This window comes from Chloroflexus sp., assembly GCF_034434295.1.
GTDB lineage: Bacteria > Chloroflexota > Chloroflexia > Chloroflexales > Chloroflexaceae > Chloroflexus.
In genome coordinates, this window is record NZ_DAOTZQ010000046.1 from 44,021 (window position 1) to 50,464 (window position 6,444).

The 6,444-nt window shown below is 55.5% G+C and carries 7 protein-coding genes; all 7 read right to left on the minus strand.

Features of this window, described 5'->3' with window-relative positions; genetic code table 11:
* Window positions 1–7: 7 nt before the first annotated feature.
* On the minus strand, window positions 8–445 hold the full coding sequence (locus VAE57_RS06795) for a hypothetical protein (protein ID WP_322821130.1): 438 nt from the start codon (window positions 443–445) through the stop codon (window positions 8–10).
* Window positions 442–1,533: a quinone-dependent dihydroorotate dehydrogenase gene (locus VAE57_RS06800; RefSeq protein WP_322821131.1), complete on the minus strand. Its 1,092-nt coding sequence runs from the start codon at window positions 1,531–1,533 to the stop codon at window positions 442–444. Before VAE57_RS06800 ends, VAE57_RS06795 begins: the two co-directional genes overlap by 4 nt.
* The gene (locus tag VAE57_RS06805; RefSeq protein ID WP_322821132.1) at window positions 1,520–1,870 is read right to left on the minus strand and encodes a hypothetical protein; all 351 of its coding nucleotides are present in this window, start codon (window positions 1,868–1,870) and stop codon (window positions 1,520–1,522) included. Before VAE57_RS06805 ends, VAE57_RS06800 begins: the two co-directional genes overlap by 14 nt.
* Window positions 1,871–1,878: 8 nt before the next feature.
* Window positions 1,879–2,949 (minus strand): phosphotransacetylase family protein, encoded by a 1,071-nt coding sequence (locus VAE57_RS06810; RefSeq protein ID WP_322821133.1) that lies wholly within the window; start codon window positions 2,947–2,949, stop codon window positions 1,879–1,881.
* 11 nt (window positions 2,950–2,960) lie between these two features.
* Window positions 2,961–5,051 (minus strand): acetate--CoA ligase alpha subunit, encoded by a 2,091-nt coding sequence (acs, locus tag VAE57_RS06815; protein ID WP_322821134.1) that lies wholly within the window; start codon window positions 5,049–5,051, stop codon window positions 2,961–2,963.
* 146 nt (window positions 5,052–5,197) lie between these two features.
* Window positions 5,198–5,962, minus strand: coding sequence for a putative photosynthetic complex assembly protein PuhE (puhE, locus tag VAE57_RS06820; protein ID WP_322821135.1), 765 nt, complete (start codon window positions 5,960–5,962; stop codon window positions 5,198–5,200).
* A gap of 287 nt (window positions 5,963–6,249) precedes the next feature.
* Window positions 6,250–6,444, minus strand: a 195-nt coding sequence (locus VAE57_RS06825; protein ID WP_322821136.1) for a hypothetical protein, incomplete at its 5' end; no start/stop codon positions are given.

Genomic DNA, 6,444 nt, shown 5'->3' on the forward strand with positions numbered 1-6,444 from the left:
AACGTTATCACGTGTGGATCAAAACATACACTGCAACTCCAATGATGGTTGCTGCCAGATACAGGCCAAAAGCAATGCGCATGAACAGCTTATAGTTGGTGAAGCGCCAGCGCTGCGGGAGCCATTCATTCCCAACCAGGACGACGTATATCCCAAAGACCATCGCAACCGTACCGATTACCTCATGGGCTGGCATTGCCACAAAGGCTGCTGTCGGCAGGGTGAGGTTTTCATCGGGCGACACATTCAGCAACGAGGGGATCATCACGCCGAACACGAGCGCGAGATTGACACCGGCAGCTCCCGTTTGTACCCAGCGGTGTGCGGTGTAGTACCCTTTCACGGCGAGATATGCGCCGATAGTGAAGGCAATCGCGACCAGAATACTCCCGATCAGCGAGATGTCTTGCGCGAACGTAGCTTTTGTGCCGAGGAAGCCATTCATTGCTTTACCTTGCTTTGCGTAAGGATAGCGCGGTTGATCCGTCTGGGTAACAGTGGCCCGTAGTAGACCAGTCCGGTGTAGAGCTGGATCAGACTGGCACCGGCTTCCAACATACGCAGCCCATCATCGGGCGTATGAATACCTCCGACCCCAATAATCGGTAGACGATTGCCTGTCAAACGGGCAATCAGGCGTACAACGTGAAGAGCACGTGCAGTCAGTGGTCTCCCACTCAAACCGCCGGCTTCGGCTGCCAACCGTGGATCAACCCCTGTCAATCCTTCGCGACTGATCGTTGTATTGGTGGCAATGATACCGGCAACACTGTGGTCGGCGCAGACGGTCAACACCTCTTCTATGGCTGTATCGCTCAAATCAGGTGCAATCTTAACGAGGAGTGGGCGGGGGCCGCGCCGGTCGGTGTGACCCAAACTGGTATTTTCGTGTTGCAGGGCTGCCAGCAGCGCACGCAACTGATCGGCATCTTGTAACTGGCGTAAGCCGGGAGTATTGGGGGAACTGACATTAATGGCGATGTACGCTGCATACGGAAAGAGCTGACGAAACGACGCCTGATAATCATCAATTACCTGGTCGAGAGGCGTGATCTTCGACTTCCCGATTGATACGCCAATCGGGATGGGTGCCGGCTGCAAGCGGGCCAGTCGTCTGGCGAGGCTGGCAGCGCCTTGATTGTTGAACCCCATCCGGTTGATCAGCGCTTCCTGCTCTGGTAGCCGAAACAGGCGTGGCCGGGGGTTGCCCGGCTGTGGGTGATGGGTGACGGTGCCAACCTCGACGAAGCCAAAGCCCAGTGCCGCCCAGGCCGGTATTGCCACGCCATCCTTGTCCATGCCAGCAGCTAGCCCAACCGGGTTGGGAAAAGGTATCCCAAGAATCGTGCGGTGGAGCCGTTGATCTTGAATTGTGGTCAGATGCCCAATGGTTTTGCACAACAGACGCGAGCGACTAATCAGTGTTAGCACATGCAAGGTACGTTCATGTGCCGTCTCAGCATCTCCCCGACCGAGCCGAAACAAGATCGGGCGTATGCCGTAGCGGTAGAACAGTGCCTCAGAACGGTTCAACTCCCACCTCAGATAATTCATCGGCAAATCGCTCAATATCGCGGGTGGTACGCAGACGGTCAATACGACTCAATAATCGCTTACGGTCTGCACTACCATCAACCACTGCACGTTCCAGATACTGTTTCAGATACAGCTTAATCAGCTCTAACTGATCGCTGGTCAGCGGTTCTCCCTGCATGTACTGCTCAATCGCCTCTGCCAACCGTCCGGTGATCTCTTCCATCCAGAAACGAGGAGGACGGGCAACCGGAAACGGATAGGGATAGTCAGGATTGGGCACGAAGATCAATGGGCCGATCACCTCGGCGTTTTCGGGCAACGGATCGGTCGTCATACCACTTCCTAATGGATTTGCAAACCCAACAGGCGATACAATCGATCAAAATCGAAGTGCGTATCAAGCAATTCGGTGAAGCGGCGCAGTTTTGCTTCCTGGTGGAAGCGAACTCTGCCGAACAACCGTTCAGCGCGATCAACAGTGCTGAGGGTGTCATCGGCAACCAGGATAATCGGCACTTCCAATTCGGCAGCCCGATCCATCACCTGCATCGTTGGCCGGATATTACCGGTCAGCACCAGGGCATTGGTACTGGTCTGTAAGGCGATCAACTGTAAATCGCTACGGTCGCCACCGGTAATCACCGCCTTATTTGCCCGGCGGCGGAAGAACGAGAGGCTTGCCTCGGCGCCCATTGCCCCAATCATCAGCGAATCGAGCATCTTTTCACCCCATTCGGGTCGCCCAATGATCTGACCGCCAAGATGTTGAGCCAGCTCGTTCACCGTGACCCCGGAGAGCAAGCGGTCACGCGGCAGAATACCCAGCACCGGAATCCCACGCCCCTCCAGGAATGGAGTGACCCGATTACGAACAAACTCGCGGTGTGGTTCTTCAACCTGATTGATCAACACCCCAAGCAGGCGATCCCCAACATAACGCTGCACGCTCAGAATGGTATCAACCGATAGGGTTGACGTGTAGCGACAGATGAGCAGACCAGGAGCCTGGAGCATATCAGTAACCTGATCGGCAGTCAGATCGACCAATGCTCCCTCGGCCCAGGTATTCGTCCCTTCGAGGACAACAATATCTTTCTGGCGCGATACGGCCAGGTAAGCATCGCGCAGCGTTTTGGCAAATGAATGCGGTTGTCCACGTAGAATGGACTCGATCACTCCCGGTGTAATCAATACTGGCGCCACCTGTTCCATCGGTGCATCCAGGCCAATCGTTTGCCGGATGAATGCAGCATCTTCATCAAGAACGGCGTCGGGGGTGTGTGTGACTGAAACACTCACCGGCTTCATATATCCGACGCGAAAGCCATCTTGCTGCATCCGCCGCAGCAATCCCACACACACCGCACTTTTGCCGACGTAGGTTTCGGTTGAGGCGACATACAGTGTTGCCATCATTGCCTCCACTAGTTGAGGATGATTCGGGCATCGAGGACGACTGCGCCCTCTCCTTCATAATGGACGACGAGTGGATTGATATCCATCTCAACAATTTCCGGAAAATCGGTCACCAATTGGCTTACCCGCAGCACTGTCTCTTCAATAGCTGCGATGTCAGCCGGTGCTTCACCACGCACCCCACGTAAGAGCGGGTATGCACGGATCGAACGTATCTGCTCCTGCACCTCTTCAACACTGAGTGGTGCGAGGCGGAAGGCAACATCTTTCAACACTTCGACATAAATGCCTCCCATTCCCACCGCAATAAGTGGCCCGAACTGCGGATCGCGACTTACGCCGACCAAAACTTCACGGCCTTTACGAACCATCTCCTGTACCAGCACGCCCCAGATGCGGGCAGAAGGCAGGTACTTGCGTGCCCGGTATTCGATCAGTTCAAATGCATCGCGTACCGCACTCGCGTCACTCAGACCAACTCGAACGCCGCCAATATCACTCTTATGCAGAATATCAGGGCTGGATATCTTCATCACTACCGGATACCCGAACTCGTTGGCAATCGCAACCGCTTCGTCGGGGGTTTGGGCCAGGCGGCTTTTCGGCAGACGCATGCCATACGCTTCAATCACTTCCCGCGCCTCAACTTCGCCTAGCTCGACTCGGCCGGCTGCTCGCACTGCGGCAAACAGGCGGGCAACCCGTTCGCGATCAACCGAAAAAGTTCGATAAGTTGGGGTGGGGCGGCGTTGCCAGAGCGATTGCCGGTACATTGCTGCCAGCGATTGGACGGCTCGTTCCGGGAAGAGATAGTTGGGGATACGAGCAGCATTAAGTACCTGTACAGCTTTTTCGATACTCGCTCCACCCATAAAACTGGTTACCACCGGCTTATCGGTGCCTTTGGTGAGATCGATGATCAGGTTGGCGGTCGTCAGGGGGGCCGAGACGGCCTGGGGTGTGAAGAGGATAATCAATCCATCAACATTGGGATCGTTCAGAGCAGCTTTGATAGCGACAGCGTAGCGATCCGGGGTTGCATCACCAATCACATCAATCGGGTTAAAGACATTCGCATTCGGTGGTAATGTTTCCTGCAAATGCCGAATGGTTTCAGGTGTAAATTCGGCCATTGCCAGCCCGCTACGTTCGACGGCGTCGGTGGCGATGATACCCGGCCCACCGGCATTGGTGACAATCGCAACCCGGTTCCCGCGGATCATCGGCTGGTAGGCAAAGACCAGCGCCAGATCGAACAGCTCGTTCATAGTGCGAGCGCGCAGAATGCCACTTTGCGCAAATGCAGTTTCATAAGCAGCTTCAGAACCGGCCAGCGAGCCGGTATGCGACGAAGCGGCGCGGGTTCCGGCAGCCGTCGTGCCACTTTTGATGGCGACAACCGGTGTCGTTTTAGTCACTTCGCGAGCCACGCGGATAAAACCGGGGCCATCGTCGATAGCTTCGAGATAGGCCAGTATCACTCTGGAATGCTCATCGCGGTTCCAGGCTTCTAGCAACGCTACTTCATCAACATCTGTCTTGTTGCCCAGACTGACAAAGCGTGAGAAGCCGATGCCCTGCTGGTGACTCCAATCAAGAATTGCGGTACAAATTGCACCCGACTGTGACATCAAGGCGATGTTGCCGGGGAGGGGCATGGCATTGGCGAATGAGGCGTTGAGCTTGCTGATAGTATCGATGATACCGAGCGAGTTGGGGCCGATCATGCGCATGCCGTACCGTCGTACAGTAGTCAGTAGCTCACGTTCAAGCTCGCGCCCGGCGCCGCCAACCTCTTTAAAGCCGGCAGTAATGACGACCAGTCCTTTGATCCCCTTTCGACCGCATTCATCAACCACTGCAATCACGTGTTGCGGTGGAATAACGACCACGGCCAGATCAATCGGATTAGGAACATCAAGCACTGAAGGATAGGCGCGCAACCCAAGCACTTCAGTTGCGCGGGGGTGAATAGGATAGATATTACCTTGATAACCGTGATCGAGAATATTTTTCAGAACACGGTGACCGAGACGCGTCGGGTCAGGTGACGCGCCAATCACAGCTACCGATTGTGGAGAGAAGATAGCTTCTAGCATGAGATTAGGTGCTCCTTTTCCGCACACCTTGCGCTTTCATCATAACCGATACAGCGTCAGGCGACAAGCGCAGGTTCAGGAAGTGTATGTACGCCTCCTGAGATGCATGGTGCTTAGTCTGGTTACAAGAGTGATGAGAACCAGCATTAATCGGTTGCCGGTGCTGGTACAGTGGCCGGCGCAGGGATCAAGAGGAGCCAGTGCTCAAGGGCACCCAGGGTGAGGAGGCTGGCTATCAGGGCCAGCCGAATGGCAGCCGGATCACCGGTATGGGCACCGATACTGAGCCACAGCATCAGCGCCAGCAGTGTGCTTACCGAGACGCTAGGGCGGAAAAAGGCACTTGGTGGGCCCGGTTGCCAGTAGCTGGCCAGGAAGGCAAGATGCGTCGGAAAAAGATCAACCTGGAGCGAGCGTACTCCGTACAGGACATTCAGTTTTGCGCTCTGTTGTAATGCCCAACTCAGGCCAAAGGTCAATGGTCCCAGCCAGTGGCTGGCGTCCTGGAGCAGCCAGATCAGTAGGCCCAGTTCGAGCAGACAGCTCAATTGATGGTAAAAGTGAGTGCCAAGCGCGTAGTAGAAGCGTTGGAATCCACGAGCGTCGGGTGGACAGGGCTTGCGGCGTGGGCCGGCCAGGATACCACTGTAGAACGCAAGCTCGTGCCAGGCCCAGATCAGCATACCGGCAGCAAAAGCCCGGTAGGCCCCGCCTGCGCTCAAATCGTGGCGTGTTGCGAGCAGTTCACTGTGGGCAAAGATCAAAACCGGCAGGCTAAGAAATACCGCCCATCCGGCAACCCATTGCCCACGTCGGTTCAGCCAGATCAAACCAAAGGTGAGACCTAACCATAATGCAACAACAGTGAGTAAGGGCAACAGGTAATAGAAGGCGATATCAGACCAGATCATAGCCTGCACTTTCTACACGTTTTTGCACTAATGTCATAATTGTACACGAAATGAAGAAAATAGTGAAGGGGGACAGTAGACGGCGGCGTGAAAACCATGTCTGGCAGTGCTGTGACTGGACTGGGAACGTGTATCTCTGGCGCACAACCGTATCTTTACGTGATCCTGATGACGGGGAAGGAGGAGTGCGGTCTGGACGTCTGTAGGGGCGACGCATGCGTCGCCCCTACCGGTACGACATGAACCGTAGGGGCACGGCATGCCGTACCCCTACACCCTTCCACCCGCTACTCATCCTCTCCTTCGCGCTCGGCCAGCTTCCGATCAAGTGTCAACGCTGCCGCACCAGCCGTGCACACCGGCAGACACAGGTCGCCGCAGTTTCTCGTACCGGTATGCGATCCTAGTGAACGAGGAAGGATTAAGGCGGCGAGGATACTGTTGTCAGACAGGATTGCCCGTGGTGCGTGGTATGGAGTGCG

What these genes read in the sequence shown, in the direction of transcription:
- VAE57_RS06795 (WP_322821130.1), bottom strand. Translation starts at nt 445, where the DNA reads ATGAATGGCTTCCTCGGCACAAAAGCTACGTTCGCGCAAGACATCTCG.
- VAE57_RS06810 (WP_322821133.1), bottom strand. Translation starts at nt 2,949, where the DNA reads ATGGCAACACTGTATGTCGCCTCAACCGAAACCTACGTCGGCAAAAGT.
- acs (WP_322821134.1), bottom strand. Translation starts at nt 5,051, where the DNA reads ATGCTAGAAGCTATCTTCTCTCCACAATCGGTAGCTGTGATTGGCGCG.
- VAE57_RS06805 (WP_322821132.1), bottom strand. Translation starts at nt 1,870, where the DNA reads ATGACGACCGATCCGTTGCCCGAAAACGCCGAGGTGATCGGCCCATTG.
- puhE (WP_322821135.1), bottom strand. Translation starts at nt 5,962, where the DNA reads ATGATCTGGTCTGATATCGCCTTCTATTACCTGTTGCCCTTACTCACT.